Annotated in this window: 17 protein-coding genes; 8 read left to right on the top strand and 9 right to left on the bottom strand. The window is 73.7% G+C overall.

Translation table 11 applies throughout. The features are described from left to right. The coding region (locus HCJ92_RS11605) for an alpha/beta hydrolase (protein ID WP_338054133.1) at positions 1–1,607 on the top strand (1,607 nt) is incomplete at its 5' end. Positions 1,608–1,680: 73 nt separating this feature from the next. Here HCJ92_RS11605 and hemQ read toward each other — a convergent pair. From hemQ to hemE, 3 genes are all read right to left on the bottom strand, one after another. Further along, positions 1,681–2,397: a hydrogen peroxide-dependent heme synthase gene (gene hemQ / locus HCJ92_RS11600; RefSeq protein ID WP_167933433.1), complete on the bottom strand. Its 717-nt coding sequence runs from the start codon at positions 2,395–2,397 to the stop codon at positions 1,681–1,683. A gap of 4 nt (positions 2,398–2,401) precedes the next feature. Beyond that, positions 2,402–3,802, bottom strand: coding sequence for a protoporphyrinogen oxidase (hemG, locus tag HCJ92_RS11595; RefSeq protein ID WP_167933432.1), 1,401 nt, complete (start codon positions 3,800–3,802; stop codon positions 2,402–2,404). 106 nt (positions 3,803–3,908) lie between these two features. Then, positions 3,909–4,964 (bottom strand): uroporphyrinogen decarboxylase, encoded by a 1,056-nt coding sequence (gene hemE, locus HCJ92_RS11590; RefSeq protein WP_420824699.1) that lies wholly within the window; start codon positions 4,962–4,964, stop codon positions 3,909–3,911. Positions 4,965–5,112: 148 nt separating this feature from the next. On the opposite strand from hemE, the gene HCJ92_RS11585 reads away from it, so the two are divergent. The 6 genes from HCJ92_RS11585 (at position 5,113) to HCJ92_RS11560 (ending at position 12,771) form a co-directional block, all read left to right on the top strand. Then, on the top strand, positions 5,113–5,751 hold the full coding sequence (locus HCJ92_RS11585) for a DUF3000 domain-containing protein (protein ID WP_167933430.1): 639 nt from the start codon (positions 5,113–5,115) through the stop codon (positions 5,749–5,751). Between the two features lie 221 nt (positions 5,752–5,972). Next, positions 5,973–6,635 carry a response regulator transcription factor gene (locus HCJ92_RS11580; protein ID WP_167933429.1) on the top strand — a complete coding sequence of 221 codons (663 nt, stop codon included), beginning with the start codon at positions 5,973–5,975 and terminating at the stop codon, positions 6,633–6,635. A 58-nt stretch (positions 6,636–6,693) separates the two neighbouring features. Next, on the top strand, positions 6,694–7,953 hold the full coding sequence (locus HCJ92_RS11575; protein WP_167933428.1) for an HRDC domain-containing protein: 1,260 nt from the start codon (positions 6,694–6,696) through the stop codon (positions 7,951–7,953). A gap of 206 nt (positions 7,954–8,159) precedes the next feature. Continuing rightward, positions 8,160–9,374 (top strand): acetyl-CoA C-acyltransferase, encoded by a 1,215-nt coding sequence (locus tag HCJ92_RS11570; protein WP_167933427.1) that lies wholly within the window; start codon positions 8,160–8,162, stop codon positions 9,372–9,374. Continuing rightward, positions 9,371–11,497 (top strand): 3-hydroxyacyl-CoA dehydrogenase NAD-binding domain-containing protein, encoded by a 2,127-nt coding sequence (locus HCJ92_RS11565; RefSeq protein WP_167933426.1) that lies wholly within the window; start codon positions 9,371–9,373, stop codon positions 11,495–11,497. Before HCJ92_RS11570 ends, HCJ92_RS11565 begins: the two co-directional genes overlap by 4 nt. A gap of 236 nt (positions 11,498–11,733) precedes the next feature. Beyond that, entirely contained in the window at positions 11,734–12,771 is a 1,038-nt protein-coding gene (locus tag HCJ92_RS11560) for an LCP family glycopolymer transferase (RefSeq protein ID WP_167933425.1), read from the top strand. 55 nt (positions 12,772–12,826) lie between these two features. Here HCJ92_RS11560 and HCJ92_RS11555 read toward each other — a convergent pair whose 3' ends face one another. Beyond that, complete coding sequence (locus HCJ92_RS11555; RefSeq protein WP_167933424.1) at positions 12,827–13,750, bottom strand: hypothetical protein; 924 nt, start codon at positions 13,748–13,750, stop codon at positions 12,827–12,829. A 154-nt stretch (positions 13,751–13,904) separates the two neighbouring features. On the opposite strand from HCJ92_RS11555, the gene HCJ92_RS11550 reads away from it, so the two are divergent. Beyond that, a complete protein-coding gene (locus tag HCJ92_RS11550) occupies positions 13,905–14,741 on the top strand; it encodes a glutaminyl-peptide cyclotransferase (protein ID WP_338054131.1) in 837 nt (278 codons plus the stop codon). Between the two features lie 39 nt (positions 14,742–14,780). On the opposite strand, the gene HCJ92_RS11545 is transcribed toward HCJ92_RS11550, so the two are convergent. The 5 genes from HCJ92_RS11545 to HCJ92_RS11525 form a co-directional block, all read right to left on the bottom strand. Next, positions 14,781–15,302 carry a GNAT family N-acetyltransferase gene (locus tag HCJ92_RS11545; protein ID WP_338054130.1) on the bottom strand — a complete coding sequence of 174 codons (522 nt, stop codon included), beginning with the start codon at positions 15,300–15,302 and terminating at the stop codon, positions 14,781–14,783. Between the two features lie 98 nt (positions 15,303–15,400). After that, positions 15,401–17,305, bottom strand: coding sequence for a 1-deoxy-D-xylulose-5-phosphate synthase (gene dxs / locus HCJ92_RS11540; protein ID WP_167933423.1), 1,905 nt, complete (start codon positions 17,303–17,305; stop codon positions 15,401–15,403). 238 nt (positions 17,306–17,543) lie between these two features. Then, positions 17,544–18,809, bottom strand: a complete 1,266-nt coding sequence (locus HCJ92_RS11535) for a sugar ABC transporter permease (protein ID WP_167933422.1) — start codon at positions 18,807–18,809, stop codon at positions 17,544–17,546. After that, complete coding sequence (locus HCJ92_RS11530) at positions 18,806–19,657, bottom strand: ATP-binding cassette domain-containing protein (protein WP_167933421.1); 852 nt, start codon at positions 19,655–19,657, stop codon at positions 18,806–18,808. The genes HCJ92_RS11535 and HCJ92_RS11530 overlap by 4 nt, the downstream gene beginning before the upstream one ends. A gap of 134 nt (positions 19,658–19,791) precedes the next feature. Further along, the gene (locus HCJ92_RS11525; RefSeq protein WP_167933420.1) at positions 19,792–20,892 is read right to left on the bottom strand and encodes a sugar ABC transporter substrate-binding protein; all 1,101 of its coding nucleotides are present in this window, start codon (positions 20,890–20,892) and stop codon (positions 19,792–19,794) included. Positions 20,893–21,176: the final 284 nt, after the last annotated feature.

The following is a 21,176-nucleotide window of genomic DNA, read 5'->3' as shown; positions in this document are numbered from 1 at the left end:
CACTGGCGCTGCTCGCACCGGGCGCCGCGGCCTCGGCGACCACGCCACCGGCCGCCCCGCCCGCCGTGCCCGCCGTGCCCGGATCCGCCGACACCGCCGCGGACCCCGGCGAGGAGTCGCGGCTGAACGCCAACGCCACGGCCTCGGCGGAACGCGCCGCCGCCCGGGAACTGGTGTGGGAGCGCTGTCCGGCCCGCGACCGGCTGCCGCATCCGGTGGAGTGCGCCGTCGTCGAGGTGCCGCTCGACTACGCGGACCCCCTCGGCGACCGCCTGGCACTGCACGTCAGCAGGCTCCCCGCCGCGCCGGGCCCGGCCACCGGGGACGCTCCGGACGACGCGCGGACGCTGGTGCTGCACCCCGGCGGCCCGGGTGCCGACGGCAGGCGGATGACGCTCCGACCACGGGAGCACCCGGAACGGGTCTGGCGCGACCTGCACGCCGGCTCCGACCTCGTGGGCTACGCGCCGCGCGGCGTGGGCCCCTCCGGCGGACTCTCCTGCGCCCCTCCCGAGAGCTTCCGCCCCGGACCGAGCCCCTCCCCCACCGATCCGACCGCGGCGCAGGAGGCGGCGATGCACGCCGACGCGGCCCGGTACGCACAGGGTTGCCTGACGGGCGCACCTCGACTGCTGCCCACCATCACCACAGCCGACAACGCCCGGGACCTGGAGGTGATCCGCGGCGCCCTGGGGCAGGACCGGCTGGACTACCTCGGCATGTCCTACGGCAGCTACGTGGGCGCGGTCCACGCCTCACGGTTTCCCGATTCCGTCGGGTCGATGGTGCTGGACAGCCTGGTCCACCCGGGAGAGGACCGGATCTGGTACGCGGGCAATCTGCGGCAGTCCACCGCCTTCCAGGAGCGGTGGGAGGAGTTCCTGGACTGGGTCGCACGGCACGACGCCGCCTACGGTCTGGGCGCCACCGCGGAGGAGGTGGATTCCCACCACCGGCGCGCCGCGGACGAGGCAGGTGAGCACGGACTCGTACCGGGCTCACGGGTCGGTGCCGGCGAGTTGCACCACGCCTTCCGCGGCGCCGCCTACGACGACGCGGACTGGCCGCGGATCGCCCGCGCGCTGGCGGAGTTCGCAGCGGGGCGGCCCGAACCGCTGCGGGCACTGGCGCATCCCGATCCGCGGGACGCGGTCGCCCGGGAGAACGCCGCGGCGGTCTACGCAGCGGTGCAGTGCAACGACGCGCCATGGCCCCGCGACGCGGGTCAGTGGCGGCGGGACCTGCGCCGCACGGCGGAGACGGCCCCGTTCGCGACCTGGGAGAACGCTCGGGAGAACCTGCCGTGCGCCCATTGGCCGCTCCCCCACGGCACCCCGCCGCGGGTCGGATCCGACGAGGCGGGCGCGCCGCCGCCGGTCCTGCTGGTGCACGGCACCCGGGACGCCCCGACGCCGTACGAGGGCGCGACGGAGACCCATCGCCGGCTGCCGGGCTCGGTGCTGGTGACCGAGGAGGGCGGGGGGCGGCACGGCGTCACCGGCGGCAACAGCTGCGTCGACCGGTTGGTCTCCGACCACCTGCTCCGCGGGGTGTTGCCGGAGGGCCGGCGGGTCACGTGCGAGGCGCGCCCCGAACCCCGGCCGTGAGCGGGCGGCGCGGCCCTCACGACGGTGAGGGGAGCGGCCGGACCGGCCCGTTCCCCTCACCGGTGCGGTGCGGTCAGGCCAGGCCCTCGACCAGCTCGGTCAGGCTCCGGCGGCGCCCGGTGTAGAAGGGCACCTCCTCACGGACGTGCATCCGCGCCTCGGAGGCCCGCAGGTGACGCATGAGGTCCACGATCCGGTGGAGCTCGTCGGCCTCGAAGGCGAGGATCCACTCGTAGTCGCCGAGCGAGAACGAGGCCACGGTGTTGGCGCGCACGTCCGGGTAGGGCCGGGCCATCTTGCCGTGCTCGGCGAGCAGCCGACGCCGCTCCTCGTCGGGCAGCAGGTACCAGTCGTAGGACCGCACGAAGGGGTAGACGCTGATGTACTCGCGCGGCGTCTCGTCGGCGAGGAACGCCGGGATGTGCGACTTGTTGAACTCGGCCGGGCGGTGCAGCGCCATGTTCGACCACACCGGTTCCAGGGCGCGGCCCAGAAGGGTGCGGCGGAACCGGTTGTACGCCACCTGAAGCGCGTCGGAGGTCGGGGCGTGCCACCAGACCATCACGTCGGCGTCGGCACGCAGCCCGGACACGTCGTAGGTGCCGCGGACGGTCACGTCGTCGGCGGCGAGCTCCTTGAACAGCTCCTCGACCTCGTCCGCCCAGCCGTCCCGGTCCTCGGGGAGGACGTCGCGCAGTCGGAACACCGACCACAGGGTGTAGCGGATGGTGTCGTTGAGTTCCTTGGCGATCTTGCCCGCGTTGGGGGCCTTCTCCGGTGAAGCGCTCATGCCGTCATTCTCCCGCCCCTGCCGTCGGGCCCGGCGGCAGGGTGGCCGCCAGCTCCCGCACCGCGTCGCGCGCCCCGGCGACGCACGCGGGGATCCCGACACCGTCGAAGGCCGCACCGCAGACGGCGACCCCGGGCAGCCGGGCGACGGCCGAGCGGATACGGGCCACCCGGTCCACGTGCCCGACCTCGTACTGGGGGAGCCCGTCGACCCAGCGGGTGACGACGGACTCGACCGGCCGGGCGCCGAGACCCACGGCCTCCCGCAGGTCGGCGCGGGCGAGCTCGACGAGTTCGGCGTCGTCCCGGTGGGCGGCCCGGTCGTCGCCCCAGCGGCCGATCGAGGCGCGCACCACGAAGATCGCCGGATCCTGGGCGGCGACCCAGTCCCACTTGCTGGTGACGAAGGTGGCCGCCTTGACGTCCCTGCCGTCGACAGCAGGGACGAGGAACCCGCTGCCGCGCGGCAGCCGCGCCAGGTCCACACGTCGGTAGGCGAGGCTGACCAGCGCCATCGAGGCGTGCTCGATCCCGCGGAGTTCACGCGCGGCCTCCGGCGCGTGCGGCGCCAGCAGCGCAGCCGCCGGGCCCGCGGGCAGGGCGAGCAGGACGGCGGGCGCGGTCAGCTCGCGTCCGCTCTCCAGGGTCACGGTCCACCCCTGCGCGTCGCGGCGCAGCGAGGTGGCGGCCGAGCCGGACAGCAGCGTCCCGCCGGCCTCGGCGCAGTGGGCGGCGACGGCCTCGGGGAGGGTCCCGACACCGCCGTCGATGCCGAGGAAGACGGGCTCACCCGGACGCGCCGTTGCCTGGCCGCGCACGCGCCGGACCGCCGCCAGCAGCGACGGCTCGCTGCGCACCGCTTCGAAGAGCTGCGGCACGGTGGCGCGCATGGACAGCCGCCGGACATCGCCCGCGTAGACGCCGCCGAGCAGCGGTTCCACGAGCCGGTCGACGACTTCGTCCCCCATGCGGTCCGCCACGTACTCGCCGAGCGAGACGTCGTCCGCCACCTCGGAGGGCGGCAGTTGGGCGTCCTGCGCGATGCGCGCGATGGCGGCGTCCGACAGCAGTCCTACCAGCGCCGCCGGGGAGTCGGGCACACCCATGACATGCCCCTGCGGCATGGGGCGCAGCGAGCCGCCGGTCCAGATGGCCGCCCCGCCGACCGCGGGCGGGCGCAGGGCGCCTCCCAGACCGACGGCACGGGCCAGCTCGATGGCCTCGGGCCGTCTGGCCAGCAGAGACTCGGCACCCAGGTCGGTGCGGACGCCCGCGATCTCACCGCGGCGGAGCTTGCCGCCCCAGCGGGCGGAGCCCTCGACGAGGGTGACCCGCGTACCGGAGGCCAACAGGCGCTGGGCGGCGGCGAGTCCGGAGATCCCGCCGCCGATCACGATGGTGTGCACGGTGGCCACCCTTTCGAGAGGAGTGGCGCCGTCCCCGTCGCGCCACAGGACCGGAAACCGGCCGCTCCGGTCGCCGTCGTCCGGCGGGACCGGTGCGGCCGAAGGCTCAGCGGGCGGTACGGGTGTGGACGAACTCCACCAGCCGGGTCAGGGCGTCCGGGTCGGTGGTGGGCAGCACACCGTGCCCGAGGTTGAAGATGTGGGCGGGCACGTCACGAGCCGCCGCCAGCACTGCTGCGGCCTGCTCCTCGACTGCCTCGCGCGGCGCGAACAGCACGGCGGGGTCGAGGTTGCCCTGCAACGGCTTGGCGTGTCCGGTGCGACGGGCCGCCTCGTCCAGCGGCACCCGCCAGTCCACCCCCACCACGTCGGCGCCCGCGTCCCCGAGCTGTCCCAGCAGCTCACCGGTGCCCACCCCGAAGTGGATGCGGGGCACCCCGTACCCGGCGACCGCCGAGAACACCTTCTCCGAGGCAGGGCGCACCCGGGTCCGGTAGTCGACCGGGGACAGCGCGCCGACCCAGGAGTCGAAGAGCTGGACCGCCGAGGCGCCGGCCTCGATCTGCACCCGGAGGAAGGCTCCGGTGATGTCGGCGAGCTTGTCGAGCAGGTCGGCCCAGAGCTGAGGGTCCCCGTACATCAGGGCCTTGGTGTGCTCGTGGTTGCGCGAGGGACCGCCCTCGACCAGGTAACTGGCGAGGGTGAAGGGCGCCCCGGCGAAGCCGATGAGCGGGGTGCCGCCGAGTTCGGCGGTGAGCAGGCGGACGGCCTCGGTCACGTAGGAGACGTGACCCGCCTCCAGGGGCCGCAGGCGCTCCAGGTCGGCGCGGGTGCGGAACGGCTCGGCGACGACCGGCCCGACGCCGGGCACGATGTCGAGGTCGATCCCGACGGCCTTCAGCGGCACCACGATGTCGCTGAAGTAGATCGCCGCGTCGACGCCGTGGCGGCGCACCGGCTGGAGCGTGATCTCCGTGACGAGCTCGGGGCGGGTGCAGGACTCCAGCATCGCCGTGCCCTCGCGCACCTTGCGGTACTCGGGCAGGGACCTCCCCGCCTGCCGCATGAACCACACGGGGGTGTGGGGCACCTCCTGGCCGCGGCACGCACGGAGGAAGGCGGAGTCGGCCAGCCGCTCGTCGGCCGCCGGGGTCGTCGGGATGTCGCTGCGCTCGCTCACATCGGAAAGTCTCCCATGCCCCCCGTACGCGCCCCGCCACGCGGGTGTGGCTACCGGATCCCGCCCAGTTGGGCGCTTAGTGTTACCGGCCATGGTGTGGCAGGCGCGAAAGGGTGAGGAGCCCCGTTCTATGAACAGCCCCGGTGAGGGTGTGCCGTCCGTCTTCCGGACGGTGGTGGAGACGCTGGCCGCGGCGCGCCCCCGGAGCGAGGTCCGGCTCACGCCGATCCCGCCTCCGCGCCGGCTCGCGCCGTTCGCCCACGCGTTGGAGGCGTCGGTCCTGCCGACGGCGGACGTCGGGGGTGCGGCGGACGAGGAGCCGGAGGAGCTGGCCGACGGACGGTTCGTGCTGCTCCACGACCCCGACGGCCAGGACGGCTGGTTCGGGACGATGCGGGTGGTGACGCTGGCCCGCGCGGCGATGGAGCCGGAGCTGGGCGCCGACCCACTGCTCCCGGAGGTCACCTGGTCGTGGCTGGCGGAGGCGATGGACGGCGCGCACGGGCCGGGCTGGGCGGAGCCGAGCGGGACGGTGACCCTCGCGGTGTCCCGCTCGTTCGGCGCCCTGTCGGAACGCCCGCCGACGACGGAGCTGGAGTTGCGCGCGTCGTGGTCCCCGGTCGACGAGTCGGCGATGGTCGGGCACCTGCTGGGGTGGTGCGGGACGCTCGCGCAGTGCGCCGGGTTGCCGCCGGAGCCCGTGACGCCCGGTGTGGCCGCGCTGCCGCGACGCCGAACCCCTCGCCGGGGTGACCCGAGGACCCACTGAGGCTGCTCCGTCCGAGTGAGACGGAATGCCGCAAGGCCCTTGGGGGCCGGGGCGCACGCGCCGGGGCGTCACCGGTTCGTGAACAGCCCCTAAAGGCGGTGGGGGTTCCTGCCGAAGGACATTATGACCCATCGATGCGGGTCCATCCGGATGCATCCGGATCGCACCGACTCCTTCCGGCAGGAGTCGGTTCATCCCCCCACTTCCTCCCGGGAGGCCCGGTGTCCGTGCTCCTCGAACAGCCCACCAGCATGGTGGCGTACCGTCCGAACAAGCCGACGGCCATGGTGGTCGTGGCCGACCCCCGTGTCCGCTCCACCGTCACCCGCCACCTGTGGGCCCTGGGCGTCCGCGACGTCATCGAGGCGTCCTCGGTGGCGGAGGCCCGCCCTCGCATCGGCAACCCGCGCGACATCTGCGTCGCCGAGGTCCACCTCCCCGACGGCTCGGGGCTCAGCCTGCTGTCCGAGACCCGCGCGGCGGGCTGGCCCAACGGCCTGGCGCTCTCGGCGGCGGACGACATCGGCGCCGTCCGCAACGCGCTGGCCGGCGGCGTCAAGGGCTACGTGGTCACCGGCACCCGCAACAACCTCGGCCCCGCCGCGAGACACGGCGCCGCCCCCATCGGCGCCGCCGCGGCCCGGATGCACCGACGCCAGCCGGGGGCGCACGGGCACCCCAACGGCTACCGCGAGCTCTCCGGCCGCGAGGTCGAGGTACTGCGACTCGTCGCCGAGGGGCAGTCGAACAAGGCGATCGGCGTCTCGATGGGGCTGTCCGCGCTGACCGTCAAGAGTCACCTCGCCCGCATCGCACGGAAGTTGGGCACCGGCGACCGGGCGGGCATGGTCGCCGTCGCCCTGCGTACCGGCATCATTCACTGACCCCGGCACACATCGGTGGTGGACGGGTGCGGCGTACGCACACAGTTACCCTGGTGGGGTGACCGACGCCCCGCAGACCGACGCCCAGGCCCCGACGACGCCCGCGCCGACCTCCGGCCCCGCGCCGGTGCCCCTGCTCGCCCCCCGCGAGGGAGTCCCCGAGGTGGTGGCGGAACCCGACGCCCTGTCGGCCGTGGTGGCCGCGTTCGCCGCCGGAACCGGACCGGTGGCGGTGGACGCGGAACGCGCCTCGGGCTACCGCTACGGCCAACGCGCCTACCTGGTGCAGCTCCGCCGCGACGGCGCGGGCACCGCACTGGTCGACCCGATCGGCTGCGGTGACCTCTCCGCGCTGGGCGAGGCGCTGGCGGATACCGAGTGGGTCCTCCACGCCGCCTCGCAGGACCTGCCGTGCCTGCGCGACATAGGCATGACGCCCGCCACGCTCTTCGACACCGAGCTGGCGGGCCGGCTCGCGGGCTTCGCCCGGGTCGGCCTCGGGGTGATGGTCGAGGCGGTGCTGGGCTACTCGCTGGAGAAGGGCCACTCCGCCGTCGACTGGTCCACACGCCCGCTGCCGGAGCCCTGGCTCCGGTACGCGGCGCTCGACGTGGAGCTGCTGGTGGACCTCCGGGACGCCCTGGAGACCGAGCTGCGCGAGCAGGGAAAGCTGGAGTGGGCGCTGGAGGAATTCGCCGCCGTCGCCGCCGCTCCGCCCCCACCGCCCCGCAAGGACCCCTGGCGGCGGACGTCGGGCATGCACAAGGTGCGCCGCCGGCGCCAGATGGCGGCGGTCCGCGAGCTGTGGACCTCCCGCGACGAACTCGCCCAGGAACGGGACCTCTCCCCCGGGAAGGTCCTCAGCGACGCGGCGATCGTGGCCGCGGCCCTGGCGATGCCGGCCGACACCCGCGCCATGGCGGCGCTCCCCGGCTTCGGCCACCGGGTCAACCGGCGGATGCTGGCGCGGTGGCAGGCGGCGGTCGACCTCGCCCGGGAGCTCCCGGAGCGCGAACTGCCGCAGCCGGGCCAGGGCACCAGCGGGCCGCCCCCGCCCCGTGCCTGGGCGGACAAGGACCCCGTCGCGGCGGCGCGGCTGACCGCGGCACGCGCGGCCGTCACCGAGCGGGCCGAGGAGCTGAGCCTCCCGCAGGAGAACCTCCTCACCCCCGACACCGTCCGCCGTCTGTGCTGGGAGCCGCCGGCGGAGGCGGACGCGGCAGCCGTCGACGAGGCGCTGCGGGAACTGGGCGCCCGCGACTGGCAGCGGCGCCAGACCGTTCCGCTGCTGGTCGAGGCGCTCACCGCCACACCCTGACCACGGCCGGCCCGACGCACCGACCGCCCCCGACCGCCTCGCGGTTCCGGGGGCGGTCGCGTCTCCGCCGGCCGCGCGCGCCGAGGGTCGCCACCCCGGGCGGACGTGATCAACGGCGATCCCCGGGGGCCAGACCTTGCCACACAGTTACCGGCGAGTAGCATTGGGCGCGAAGGAGCAGCCGCGCGCACCTGGAGGAGCCAATCGTGCCTCGTACCGTCAGGGAAGTCGTCTTCGTGGACGGCGTCCGCACACCGTTCGGCAAAGCGGGGCCGAAGGGCATCTACCACGAGACCCGCGCCGACGACATGGTCGTCAAGTGCATCCGGGAGCTGCTGCGACGCAACCCGGGACTGCCGCCGGAGCGGATCGAGGAGGTCGCCGTCGCGGCGACCACGCAGATCGGCGACCAGGGGCTGACCCTGGGCCGCACCGCCGCGATCCTCGCCGGGCTGCCGACCTCGGTGCCCGGGTACTCCATCGATCGCATGTGCGCCGGCGCGATGACCGCCGTGACCAGCACCGCGGGCGCCATCGCGTTCGGCGCTGCCGACGTCGCGGTGGCCGGCGGTGTCGAGCACATGGGCCGCCACCCCATGGGTGAGGGGGTGGACCCCAACCCCCGCTTCGTCTCCGAGAAGCTGGTGGACGAGTCCGCGCTGTTCATGGGCATGACCGCCGAGAACCTGCACGACCGGTTCCCGCACCTCACCCGGGCGCGGGCCGACGCCTACGCCGCCCGCAGCCAGGAGAAGGCAGCCAAGGCGTACGCCGACGGCCGCATCCAGCCCGACCTGGTGCCGATCTCGGTCCGCCGCACCCAGTCGGAGAGCGGCGAGACGGGCTGGGGCCTGGCCACCGCCGACGAGCCGATGCGGCCGGGCACCACGCCGGAGCAGCTGGCGGGGCTCAAGACCCCGTTCCGGCCCCACGGGCGGGTGACGGCGGGCAACGCCGCCGGGCTCAACGACGGCGCCACCGCCTCGCTCATCGCTGCCGAGGACGTGGCGCGCGAGCTGGAGCTTCCGGTCCGGATGCGACTGGTCTCCTACGCCTTCGCCGGCGTGGAGCCCGAGGTCATGGGCGTCGGCCCGGTGCCCGCCACCGAGAAGGCGCTGGCCAGGGCCGGCCTGTCGATCGGTGACATCGGCCTGCTGGAGGTCAACGAGGCGTTCGCCGTCCAGGTGCTGGCGCTGCTGGACCACTACGGCATCGCCGACGACGACCCGCGCGTCAACCAGTACGGCGGGGCGATCGCCTTCGGCCACCCGCTGGCGTCCTCCGGGGTCCGGCTGATGACCCAGCTGGCACGGCAGTTCGAGCAGCAGCCCGATGTCCGCTACGGCCTGACCACCATGTGCGTCGGCTTCGGCATGGGCGGGACCGTCATCTGGGAGAACCCCCACTGGGAGGGCAAGTGAGCACCGCAGAACGTCTGAAGGCAGCGGCCGAGCTGTTCCCCGACGAGGTCGTCACCACCGCGCACGTCCGCCATCTGGAGCTGCCCGCCGGCGGGGGGCGGTTCGCGCTCATCACGCTGGACAACGGGCTGGACCACACCAAGCCCACCACCTTCGGCCCGCGCTCGCTGGGCGAGCTGGACGCGGCGCTCGACCGGGTCACCGCGGAGGCGGAGCGGGGCGAGATCGTCGCGGTGGGCCTGACCGGCAAGCCCTTCATCTTCGCGGTCGGCGCCGACCTCAAGGGTGTCGAACTGCTGCGCCACCGCGACGACGCGCTGGCCATCGGCCGCGGCGGGCACGACGTGTTCCGGCGCTTCGCGGAGCTGCCGGTCCCCTCGTTCGCCTACTACAACGGCGCGGCCCTCGGCGGCGGTGTCGAGGTCGGCCTGCACTGCACCTACCGCACCATCGCGGCGCAGTCGCCGGCGTTCGCCCTGCCCGAGGTCTTCCTCGGACTGGTACCTGGCTGGGGTGGCTGCACCCTGCTGCCCAACCTGATCGGCGCCGAACGCGCGCTGAAGGTGATCATCGAGAACTCCCTCAGCCAGAACCGCATGCTGAAGGCCCCGAAGGTCCACGAGCTCGGCATCACCGACGCGATCTTCGACTCGGCGGACTTCCTGGAGCAGTCGCTGCACTGGACCTCCGCGGTCCTGCGCGGTGAGCTCACCGTGCAGCGACCCGAGGTCGACCGCGGCGAGGCGTGGGACCGCGCGGTCGCCGCGGCCCGCGCCTTCGCCGACGGCAAGGTCCACGGCGCGGCGCCCGCCGCCTACCGGGCGCTGGACATCGTCGCCGCCGCCAAGAACGGCGACGTGGCGGCCGGCTTCGCCGCGGAGGACGAGGCGCTTGCGGACCTCATCATGGGCGGGGAGCTGCGGAGCGGCATCTACGCCTTCAACCTGGTGCAGAAGCGCGCCAAGCGCCCGGTCGGTGCCCCCGACCGCAGCCTGGCCCGCCCTGTCACCAAGGTCGGCGTCGTCGGCGCCGGGTTGATGGCGTCCCAGCTGGCGCTGCTGTTCGCGCGCCGCCTGGAGGTGCCGGTGGTGCTCACCGACATCGACCAGGCGCGGGTCGACAAGGGCGTCGGCCACGTCCACGAGCAGATCGACATGCTGCTCCTGAAGGGCCGCGTCGGCCAGGACCAGGCCAACCGCCTCAAGGCGCTGGTGACCGGCTCGCTGGACAAGGCGACCGCGTTCGCGGACGCGGACTTCGTGATCGAGGCCGTCTTCGAGGAGATGGGCGTCAAGCAGCAGGTGTTCGCGGAGCTGGAGGCGGTGGTCCCGGAGCACGCGATCCTCGCGACCAACACCTCCTCGCTGTCGGTCACCGAGATGGCGTCGCGGCTGGCGCACCCGGAGCGGGTCGTCGGCTTCCACTTCTTCAATCCGGTGGCCGTGCTACCGCTGCTGGAGATCGTGCGGGCCGAGCAGACCGACGACGCCTCGCTGGCGACCGCCTTCGCGGTCTCCAAGAAGCTCAAGAAGACGTCGGTACTGGTCAAGGACGCGCCCGCGTTCGTGGTCAACCGCATCCTGACACGCTTCATGGGGTCGGTGCTCGGCTCGATCGACGAGGGCACCGACATCGCGACCGCCGACCGCGCGCTGGCACCGCTCGGACTTCCGATGTCGCCGATCCAGCTGCTGGAGCTGGTCGGCCCGGCGGTCGCGCACCACGTCGCGGGCACGTTGCACGCCGCCTTCCCCGACCGGTTCGCGGTCTCGCCGAACCTCACCCGGGTGGTGACCGCCGGCAAGCGGGCCTTCTACGTCCACGACTCGGGTCGGCCGGAGCTGGATCCGGAGGTGCTGGCCCTCTTCGAGACCGGCGACGCCGCGCTGACCGAGGAGCAGGTCCGCGACCGGGCGCTGGAGGCCATCGCCGAGGAGATCGGCCTGATGCTGGAGGAGGGTGTCGTCGCCGCCGCGGAGGACATCGACCTCTGCCTGATCACCGGCGCGGGTTGGCCGTTCCACCTGGGTGGGATCACGCCGTACCTGGACCGGTCCGGGGTCTCCGAGCGGGTGCTGGGGCGGCGGTTGCTCGCCCCGGGTGTCGCGGACGTCCCCGCCTGACGCCGCCGCCCACCGCCCCGAGCCGCCGCTGAGCGGCTTGCATGACGGCGCCCGCCCAACCCCGCCCGGGGGTGGGCGGGCGCCGTCATGCGTACCGGAGTGCGTGTGTCCGCCGTGCGGGCGGCACGCATCGGCTGTGGTGGCCGTCACGCGCACGGCGGGGCCGACACCGGGTCGACGCGTCCTATCATCCGGCATCAGATGATTTTCCGTAGATAGACCCGAGGAGTCCGCGGATGCCCGTTCGTTCCCCCGGTCGCTCCCGCCCCGCCGCCCGCGGTACCGACCGGCCGAGGCGCACGCGGCGGGCGCTGCTCTGGGGGCTGCTCGGGCTCGCGCTGGCCGTCCTGGGCACGGGAGGCTGGCTCTACCATCAGCTGAACGGCAAGCTCAGCAGCGTCGACATCGACGCCGAGCTGGCGGAGCAGGGCGCCGAGCGACCGGAGGACCGGCCGGAGGGCGGGCGGGCGATCCTCGTGCTCGGCACGGACTCCGCCTCCGACCTCGATGGCCCGGGGCAGCGCCCCGGCGCCGCTCCCCCGGCGAGCGGTGAGGCACTCCCCACCTCCGGGGCGGCCGTGGTGGTGCGCCTGCCCGACGGCGGTGGCGCGCCGACGGCGGTCGGCATCCCCGCCACCCACCCGGTCCCCGCCCCGACCTGCGCGACCGAGGCGCCGCCCGGCGCGGGGGTGCCTGCGGCGGGGAACACCGACGACGCCGACGAGGGACGGCCCGACACCCCCACGGCGGACGTCGCCTTCCACACCGTCCGCGCCGCGGGCGGCCCCGGGTGCGTCGTGCGGGTCGTCGAGGGGCTCTCCGGGATGCGGATGGACCACTACATCGAGGTGGACGTCGCCGGCCTCGGGGAGCTGGTGGACGCGCTCGGCGGGATCAGCGTGGAGCTCACCGAGCCGGTCCGCGACGACCGCAGCGGCGTCACGCTCGCCGCGGGCCCGCAGCGGCTGGACGGCTCCGCCGCGATGGCCGCCGCCCGCGCGGCCGGTCCCGAGGAGCAGCAGCGGCTGCTGGTGGCCCTGCTGGCGGAGATCCGGGACCAGGACGTGCTGGGGAGCCCCACCACTCTCTACCGGGTCGCGGAGGCCGCCGCTGCCACGCTCACCACCGACGCCGGGCTGGGTTCCGTTCCCGATCTGGTGGCCTTCGCACGGGATCTCAGCACCTCGGGCACCGACGGGGTGGAGGTGCTGGCGCTGCCCGTGGACGCGCCGGGGGCCGAGCCGGTCTGGGAGTCGCTCCGCGGCGAGGGCTGACCCGCGGCCCGGCGGGAGGCCGCCGGGCCTCGGTGCCGCCGCCCCTGGCGCGTCCTCAGCCCTGCCGGGCCATGGTCAGTTCGCGTGCCTCGGTGGTGAAGCCGAGCGAGCGGTGCAGTGCGTGGGCCTCGCTGTCCTCGGTCACCCGGGTCGTCGAGACGACGGCCCCGTACCGCCGGGCGGCGTGGAGCGCCGCCAGCGTGGTCGCCCGCACCAGCCACGCCTGTGTGACACCGCCGGTGACCTGGACCGGCTCCAGCGCGGCCGAGCGGTTGACGTCGTCCAGCCACGCCAGGCGGGCCGCGACCCCGGCTCCGCAGGTGGTCAACCCGGCGAGCCAGTCCAGCTCCGGGCGGTACGGCCACCGGCGGGTGGAGCGCAGCCACTCCTCCCTCGCCACGGCGGGGTCCTCCCCGGCCCAGGCGCCGACCGTCGCGCGGACCCCGGCGTCGGCGTCACCGCGCACGTGCCGCAGCCAGTGCCCCTCCGGGGTCTGCGGAGTGGGCAGGTCGGTGAGCGTGCGGCGCAGGTGCAGCACCGGACTGCCCCCCGTGGTCTCCCGGTAACCGGCGGCACGCAGCCGCGCGAGCAGTTCCCCCTCGCTGTCGGCGACGGCGAGGACCGCGCCCCCGGCCCGTGCGGTCCCGGCAGCGGTGGCGGCGGCCGGGAGAGGCGATTCGGCGGCCCAGTCGAGCAGTTCGTCCGTCAGCTCCACGTGCGCCGGGTCGATCTGGAGCCGCAGCGGGTGCCCGGCGGACGAACCGTCACCCCTGCGGGCCCAGGCCACGACCCGTCCTTCGTGCTCCCACAGCGCCAGGGCGGCCAGGGTGGCGGCCCCGGGGACGATCGGGCGGTCCGCGAGCTCCCCGATGTGCCACCGACCGGGCCCGCCGGTCCACAGCCGCTGGGCGAGCGTCTGTATCGCCCGCAGGTCGGCGTGGCCCTGACAGGCCCGTCGTCGGTATCGACCGTCGCTCACGTGCCCCACCCAATCCGCCGGTGGTCCCCGCGTCCGGTGACGTCCGGGGTCAACCACCGCGCCCGTGTGTGCGACGCTACCGGCGACGGACCGGTCGTGCCCAGAGCTCGGGGGAACGTCGGTATGTTCGTGTCTTCCCGGCCCTGGAGGTGTCGTGTCCGGTCCCCGCCCGGCCTCGGGCCGTGCCCTGGCCGTGGGTGCGGGCGCGGTGGCCGCGGCCACCGCCGTCGCGCTGCTCGCGGTCGGCGCCCGTTCCGCGGGGGACGCCGAGGAGCCGGAACCGCGGGCGGCGCCGGAGCAGTTGCGGGTCCGGGTGCTGGAGACGCTGCCGCACGACACCGGCGCGTTCACGCAGGGGCTGGAGGTCGCCGACGGCGTGCTCTACGAGGGCACGGGACGGGCCGGGCGCTCCTGGGTCTCCGCGACGAACCTGGCGGACGGCGCGGAACTCGCCCGTGCCGACCTGGCCGACCCGCTCTTCGGCGAGGGGCTGACCCTCACCGGCGACGCGCTGTGGCAGCTGACCTGGCGGGACGGTGTCGCCTTCGAACGCGACCCGGAGACGCTCGACGAGCGGCGGACCGTGCGGTACGAGGGCGAGGGCTGGGGGCTGTGCCACCAGCGGGATGCCGACCGGCTGGTGATGAGCGACGGTTCCGACACTCTGCGGTTCCGGGACCCGGTCACCTTCGAACCGACCGGGGAGGTGCGGGTGACCTCCGAGTCGGGAGCGGTCGACGACCTCAACGAGTTGGAGTGCGTGGGCGGCGAGGTGTACGCCAACGTGTGGCACTCCGACACCATTCTGCGGATCGACCCGGACGCGGGCCGGGTCACCGCCGAGATCGATGCCTCCGGTCTGCTCACGTCGGACGAGCGGCGGGCGGCCGACGTCCTCAACGGCATCGCGTTCTCCCCCGACCACGACGCCTTCCTGGTCACCGGCAAGCTCTGGCCGCACCTGTTCGTGGTGGAGTTCGTCCCGGCGTGACGCTCCCGTCCCGCCGCTCGCGGCGGCGGGGCGGGAGGGTCAGGGCAACCGACGGTAGAAGAACGTGCAGTCGTCCAGGGCTCCCCCGGGGTCGCGTGCGAAGTCGGGGACCACCCCGTACGGGGTCCAGCCGTCGCTCCGGTACAGCCGCTCCGCGGGGCTCCCGGTCGCCGTGTCGAGCAGGAGCAGGGAAAGCCCGGTGGCCGCGGCGTGGTGCCGGGCCGCGGTGAGCAGCTCCCGACCGATGCCCTCGCCCCGTGCGTCCCGGTGCACCAGCAGCTTCCTGATCTCCCCACGGTGGGCGGCGTTGGGTTTGGCCTCCCGGTGCAGTACGACTGCGCCGACGACGCCCCGGTCGTCCTGGCCGACCCAGACGGACTGTGCGCCGGAGTCGACCTCCGCGGCCTGCCGGCGCCACCATCGGGCGGCGGCGGTCGCGTCGAACGGGGCGAGGAACCCGACGGAGGCGCCCCCGGCCACGGAGTCGGCCAGCAGCAGCGACAGGTCGGGCACCCGCTGCCGGAACTCCCCCGGGTCCAGGGGGCCGAGGACGTCTGCCACGGTGGTGCTCCTTGCGGCCGGAAGCCACGGCGGGCGGCGGCTCCGAGGGGAACGGACGCGGCCCGCCGCCCGCGGAAGCGGACGACGGGCCGGGGTGTTCAGGCGCGGGCGGTGTCGAGCCTGCCGTCGAGCCGGGCGACGTGGCCGGTGACCTCGCGCGCGATGTCGGGCGCGGTCAACCCGATGGCCGCCATGACGTCCTTGCGGGAACCGTGGTCGAGGAACTGCGGCGGAATGCCGAAGTCACGCACCGGGACGTCGACCTCGGCGTCCCGCAGCGCCTGCGCCACGGTCGAACCGACGCCGCCGACACGGCTGTTGTCCTCCACGGTGACCACCAGGCGGTGCCGGGCTGCGAGACCGGGAAGCTCGGGGTCCACGGGTTTGACCCAGCGCGGGTCCACCACCGTGCAGGAGAGCCCCTGCCGGCCGAGGAGCTCTGCGGTCTCCAGGCACATGGGGGCGAGTGCACCCACCGACAGCAGCAGCACGTCGGGGCGGTCTGTGCCCTCCTCGGGGGCCCGCAGCACGTCCATGCCGCCGACGGTCCCGACCGAGGGCACCGACGGACCGACGGCGCCCTTGGAGTAGCGGACCACCGTGGGCGCGTCCTTGACGTCCACGGCCTCGCGGAGCTGGAGCCGCAGCTGCTCGGCGTCCCGGGGGGCGGCGAGTCGCAGTCCGGGGACGCACTGAAGGATCGACATGTCCCACATGCCGTGGTGCGAGGCGCCGTCCGGGCCGGTGACCCCGGCGCGGTCCAGCACGAAGGTGACGCCCAGCTTGTGCAGGGCGACGTCCATCAGCAGCTGGTCGAACGCCCGGTTGAGGAACGTGGCGTAGACGGCGAAGACCGGGTGCAGCCCGCCGGCGGCGAGGCCGGCGGCGGACACCGCCGCGTGCTGCTCCGCGATCCCGACGTCGAACACCCGCTCGGGGAACTCGTCCGCGAACTGCTTGAGCCCGACCGGGCGCAGCATGGCGGCGGTGATGGCGACGACGTCGCGTCGTTCGCGGCCGATGCGGACGATCTCGTCCCCGAAGACGGAGGTCCAGTCGGCTCCTGCCGCGGCCACCGGAAGGCCCGTGTCCGGGTGGATGACGCCCACGGCGTGGAACTGGTCGGCCTCGTCCTCACGCGCGGGCCGGTAGCCGCGGCCCTTCTCGGTGAGGCAGTGGACGATGACGGGGCCGCCGAACCGGCGGGCACGCTGGAGAGCGGACTCCAGTGCCTCGATGTCGTGACCGTCGATGGGGCCGACGTACTTCAGGCCGAGGTCCTCGAACATGCCCTGCGGGGCGATGAAGTCCTTCAGCCCCTTCTTGGCGCCGTGCAGCGCGTCGTGCAGCGGCTTGCCGACGACCGGGGTCCGGTTGAGGACCTCCTTGCCGAGGGCGAGGAACTTCTCGTACCCGTCCGTGGTGCGCAGCGTCGCCAGGTGGTTGGCGAGGCCGCCGATCGTGGGCGAGTAGGACCGCTCGTTGTCGTTGACGACGATGACCAGCGGCCGGTCCTTGGCGCCGGCGATGTTGTTCATCGCCTCCCAGGCCATGCCTCCCGTCAGCGCGCCGTCGCCGGTGACGGCGACGACGTGGTCGTCACGGCCGTGCAGCTGGTTCGCCTTGGAGAGGCCGTCGGCCCAGCCGAGGACCGTGGAGGCGTGGCTGTTCTCGATGACGTCGTGCTCGGACTCCGCCTGCGAGGGGTAGCCGGAGAGACCCCCGGCGGACCGCAGGCGGCTGAAGTCCTGGCGCCCGGTCAGGAGTTTGTGGACGTAGCTCTGGTGGCCGGTGTCCCAGAGGATGCGGTCGGCCGGGGAGTCGAAGACACGGTGCAGCGCGATCGTCAGTTCGACGACGCCGAGGTTGGGACCCAGGTGTCCGCCGGTCTTGGAGATCGATTCGATCAGGAAGGTCCGGATCTCCTCGGCCAGGGCCGCCAGCTCCTCCTGGCTGAGCCGGTCAAGATCGCGCGGTCCCGTGATGCGGGTCAGCAGCGCCACCCGTGCCTCCTAGCTGTCGATCTGCGTGCCGTCACACGGCGGACGGCACCGTTGCCGATCCGTCGAGTCTAATGTTCCGTCCGGGCGGCCCGTCGCGGAGCTGTGCGAGATAGGTCACCCGGACGGCCCGGAGAGACGAGTGGATCACCTCGCGCCCGCGCCCCGCGCACCGGAGCCCGGACACGGTCGGTGACGGGGCGCCGGAGGTGCGCGGGGCGCGCTGTGGCCGGGCGCAGGGTCAGGTGCGCCCGGCTGTGCGTTGCGTCCGACGCGACACGGAGTCGACGACGACGGCGATCAGCAGCACCGCGCCGGTGATCATGTACTGGATCTCGCTCGCCATACCGAGGAGGTTCAGCCCGGTGGTGATGGACTGGATGACCAGGGTTCCCAGCAGCGCCGACCAGATCCAACCGCGTCCGCCGAAGAGGCTGGTGCCGCCGATGACGGCCGCGGCGATGACGTTCATCAGGAGGTTTCCGGAGCCGAGGCTCTTCGACGCCCCGCCCGCCTGCGCCGCCCAGAACAAGCCGCCGAGGGCGGCGAGCGAGCTGGCGATGGTGAAGACGGTCAGCCGGACCCGCACCACGTTGATACCGGCGCGCCGCGCGGCCTCGGCGTTGCCGCCGACGGCGAAGATCTGCCGGCCGTAGGAGGTGCGCCGCACCATGAAGTCGGCAGCGATGAGGACGGCCAGGAAGATGACGAGGGCCAGCGGCAGGCCGCGGTGCTGGTTGAGGACGTGGGCGACGGTGAAGGCGGCCACCGCCACCAGGCCGATCCGCACGGCGAGGTCGATCGGCTGGCGGTTGGGCAGCTTGGCCGCCGCGCGCCGCCGCTCGCCCGTCCAGATCGCCGCGGCGTAACCGAGCGTGATCACCAGGGCAAGGCCATAGGCGGCGGCGATGTCGCTGAAGTAGAAGTTGTTGAAATCCCGGACAAGGCTGTCGCGGGGGATGTTGATGGTCCCCTCACTGCCCATGATCCAGATCTGCAGCCCGCTCCAGCCGAGGAAACCGGCGAGGGTCACGACGAACGCGGGGACGCCGATCTTGGCGAAGAAGAAGCCGTGGACGGTACCGACCACGGCGCCAGCGGCGATGGCCAGCACGATGGCGAGCAGGTCGTGCACACCCTGACCGACGCTCAGCACGGCCCAGATCGCCGCGCTCAGCCCGGCCATCGAGCCGACGGAGAGGTCGATCTCCCCCAGCAGCAGGACCAGGACGATCCCGACCGCCATCAGACCGGGTCCGGCGATGTAGACGGTGATGTTGCTGAGGTTGCCGGGGGTGAGGAAGGTGCCGGTCAGCGACTGGAAGACGACCGCGATGATGATCAGGCCGACGACGACGGGGATGGCGCCCAGTTCGCCGCCGCGTATCTTGCGGCGGAACTCCTCGACGTACCCGGCCATGCCGCGTTCGCGGACCAGCAGCCGGGGGTCCACCGCCGGTGCGGCGGCCACGTTCTCCTGCTCGCCGGCAGGGGGTGCGCTGGTCATGCTGTCTCCTCGCCGGCTTCGGAGGTGCGGGGCCGGTCGCCGTCGGTCGTGGCGTCCGGGGACGGCGCGGCGCCGTCCTTGGTGAGGGTGCGTGCGCTGCGGCGCGTCACCGCGTTGTCGGCTGCGCCGGTGATGGCGGCGACGATCTCCTCATGGCTGGTGTCGGCGACGGGGAAGACTCCGTTGTTGCGTCCCAGCCGCAGCACGGCGACCTCGTCGGCGACCGCGCGGACGTCCGCCATGTTGTGGCTGATGAGGACGACGGCGAGCCCCCGGCGGCGCAGCAGCTCCACCAGGTCGAGCACCTGCGCGGTCTGCTCCACGCCGAGCGCGGCGGTCGGCTCGTCGAGCACGACGACCTCGGGCTCACCGATCAGGGCGCGCGCGATGGCGACGACCTGCCGCTGTCCGCCGGAGAGCGAGGCGACGGGGATGCGGACGCTGGGGATGCGGATGGACAGGCTGTCCAGGAGTTCCCGGCAGCGCGCCTCCATGGCGACCTCGTCGAGGACGCCGAGCGAGCGGGTCTCCCGGCCGAGGTAGAGGTTGGCGACGACGTCGAGGTTGTCGCAGAGCGCGAGGTCCTGGTAGACGGTGGCGATGCCCAGGTCCTGGGAGTCCTGGGGGCGGGCGATGCGCCGCGTCCCGCCCTTCCATTCGATCGACCCGGCGTCGGCGGTGTAGACCCCGGCGATCGTCTTCACCAGGGTGGACTTGCCTGCGCCGTTGTCGCCGACGAGGGCCGTGACACGGCCGGCGTGGATCTCCAGGTCGATGTCGCTGAGGGCCTGCACGGCCCCGAAGCGTTTGGAGACGCCACGCAGCGCCAGCAGCGGTGCGGTGGTCATGGTGCGGTGTGCTCCTTCGCGGGCTGGAACCCGCCGGGAGGGCGGCCCGGCGGGCGCGTCCGCCGGGGGCGCGGCCTGCCGCCCCCGGGCGGGGCGGGGCCGGGGGTCTGCCCCGGCCCCGCACGTGGGGTGACTCAGTCGAGCCCGAGCTCGGCGCAGGCCTCGGCGTACTCCGGGGTGCAGATGTCGGAGACGTCGTAGAAGCCGTCGGCGATGACGGTGTCGGCGATGTTCTCCGCCGTGACCGCGACGGGCGTCAGCAGAGCGCTGGGCACGCCGTCCTTGGTGGGGCTGTCCACGCTGTCCGGGGTGAGGTCGGCGAAGTCCTCGCCCTCCAGCAGCCGGACGGCGACCTCGCCGGTGGTCTCCGCCTGCGGGATGAGCGCCTTGTAGACCGTGAAGGCCTGCTCCCCCGAGATGATCCGCTGGAGCCCGGCCAATTCGGCGTCCTGCCCGCCGACCGGAACCTCGCCGACGCCGGCGTTCTGGAGGGCCGTGACGATACCGGCGGCCATACCGTCGTTGGCGGAGTAGACGGCGTCGAAGCCGTCGGTGCCCAGGGCCTGGATGGCGGTGCTCACCGTGGAGTTGGCCTCCGCCGGGTCCCAGCCGTCGATGTCCTGTTCGTAGACGATCTCCACGACGTCGTCGAGGACGTCGTGCGCGCCGGCCTTGAACATGGCCGCGTTGGGGTCGGTGGGCGAACCGTTGATCATGATGACGCGGGCGCCCTCGGCGTCGTCACCGAGCGCCTCCAGCATGGCCTCGCCCTGGAGCTGGCCCACGCGGAAGTTGTCGTAGGAGACGTACGCGTCGATCTCGCCCTCGGCGAGGCGGTCGTACGCGACGACTGGCACGCCCTGGTCGGCGGCCTCGGCGACCCAGGACTCGGTGACCCCGGCGTCGACGGCGTCGAGGATGATCACGTCCACGCCCTGGGTGAGCATCGCGTCGAACTGCTGCTTCTGGAGAGCGGTGTCCTCGGTGGCGTTGCTGTAGGTGATCGTGCAGTCCTCGCACAGCTCCTTGATCTTGCCCTCGATACCCGGGCGGTCGAACGCCTCGTACCGGGTCGTGGAGTTCTCCGGGAGCAGGAGCCCGATGCTGCGGCTCTCACTGCCGCCGCCGTCACCACCGCCGTCGTCACCGCCACCTGCTTCGCCGCATCCGGCCAGGGTGACCGCCAGTCCGGTCGCGGCTATGCCCGCCAGCACTGCGCGAAGTCGCACGCCCATCGTTCGCCTCCTGTCGGGGCCGCACGCACGCGGCCCGAGTGGGGTGAGCTAACCGCCCACTGCCCGGCACAGTCAACAGGTCGGACGGGGATTCCCCATGGTCCGGTACCGGCCATGATCCGGGAGTTGTCCCGAGACGCGACGCGGCTGCTCGCGAGCGTGTTCCGGATGCCCGTTCGAGCAGATCGGCGTGCCCGGACGCGACCACTTCCGGCCCGTGCGGCCGGGCGGCGCCGCTCCGCCGGCCCCGCCGCCCGCGAGCGCGTCGTCGGGCGGCCGACGGC

The organism is Streptomyces spiramenti, assembly GCF_012034385.1.
In the GTDB taxonomy this organism is placed as follows: domain Bacteria; phylum Actinomycetota; class Actinomycetes; order Streptomycetales; family Streptomycetaceae; genus Streptomyces; species Streptomyces spiramenti.
This window is presented reverse-complemented; position numbering and strand designations above follow the sequence as displayed.